1 protein-coding gene is annotated in these 1,277 nt (G+C 67.8%); it reads right to left on the bottom strand.

Annotated elements, in window-relative coordinates; genetic code table 11:
• A partial coding sequence (locus A5678_RS00005) for a PPE family protein (protein WP_068036538.1) occupies positions 1-851 on the bottom strand: 851 nt, incomplete at its 3' end.
• Positions 852-1,277: the final 426 nt, after the last annotated feature.

Below are 1,277 nucleotides of genomic sequence, written 5' to 3'. Positions count from 1 at the left end.
CCCACCGACTTGGCGATCTGCACGAAGTTGTTGCCCATACCAATACTGAAGTACGGCAAACCCTCGGTGTTATAGAAGAAGCCGGCGAAGGGGCTATAGCCGTTGACCAGCGTTCCGAGGTTGGTCGGGAACACGGTCTGCCCGGTCAACAAGAACCAGATCTCGCTCAGCGGGTCGGTGGACGTGGTCGCCGCGGCCTGCGGGGCGGCGGTGGCCGTCGCGATGCTCGCCGCTTTTTGCACGGTGTTGGCCGTGTTGCCCGCCGTGGTGTTGGCCGTCGCTTTGGCGACCGCGCTGGCCTGGGTGGCAGAGCCCCCGTCATTGGTGATTTTCGGCGCGGCCTGGAACTGGGTGAGGCCCTTGGTCGCCGTCGTCGATTGCGTCGCATAGGTCTCCATCGCGCCGGCGTCCTGTGCCCAGAACTCGCCGTACTGGGCCTCCAGCTGGGCGATCGCCCCGGTGTTCTGCCCGATCACGTTGGTCGCCTGCAGCTGCTGCACCAGGGCACGGTTGGCCGCGATCACCGGTGGTGGCACCACCGCGGCGAACACCGCCTCGTAAGCCGCCGCCGCCGCGCTGGCCTGGGCGGCGGCCTGCTCGGCCTGAGCCGCCGTGGTGGCCAGCCACTCCGCATACGGCGTCGCCGCCTGCGCCATCGCCGCCGAGGCCGTCCCAGCCCACTCCTCACTGGCCAGCTGCGTGACCACGTTCTGATAACTCAACGCAGCCGACTGCAACTCCGCGGCGATCGCATTCCACGCCGACGCCGCCGCCATCAACGAGCCCGACCCCGGACCGGCGTATATCCGCGCCGAATTGAACTCCGGCGGAAAAGCCCCAAAATCAAACACGAATTACCCCTTGACCCGTCGCAGCTGCATGAATGACCTCGAGTAGTGAATGACGATAATTCGCATTTGACCGGCCACCGGCCCTGCGAGCGGCCGACCTCAGCGTTGCCCGTACGCGGGCGCATGGCCCGCGGTAGTCGCGGCCCGGATGTCCCGGGGCGGCCAAGCGTCGGGCGGCCGGCCGCTTGCCTTCATGAACTGGGAAAAGAGCCTCGCGACGGTCGCCCTCGCGGATCGCCCGGCCGCAGGCGGAGCACCCCGCCGGCGTCGCAGCCGGGCTCGGCCACGACCGGCGCTCGATAAAATCCCGCCGCGGATAATCCGAATGGCTGGTGTCCATATCCGCCGCTATCCGGCCGATGGTGGGCGGGTGAGGACGCTGTAGCGGAAGCCGTATTTGTGCGAGTAGCCCGCGGTGGCGCTGCG

Origin of the sequence: Mycobacterium sp. E2733, from assembly GCF_001667585.1 — a bacterium.
Classification (GTDB): domain Bacteria; phylum Actinomycetota; class Actinomycetes; order Mycobacteriales; family Mycobacteriaceae; genus Mycobacterium.
Note: the sequence above shows the minus strand (reverse complement) of the source record. Positions and strands in the feature narration are given on the sequence as shown.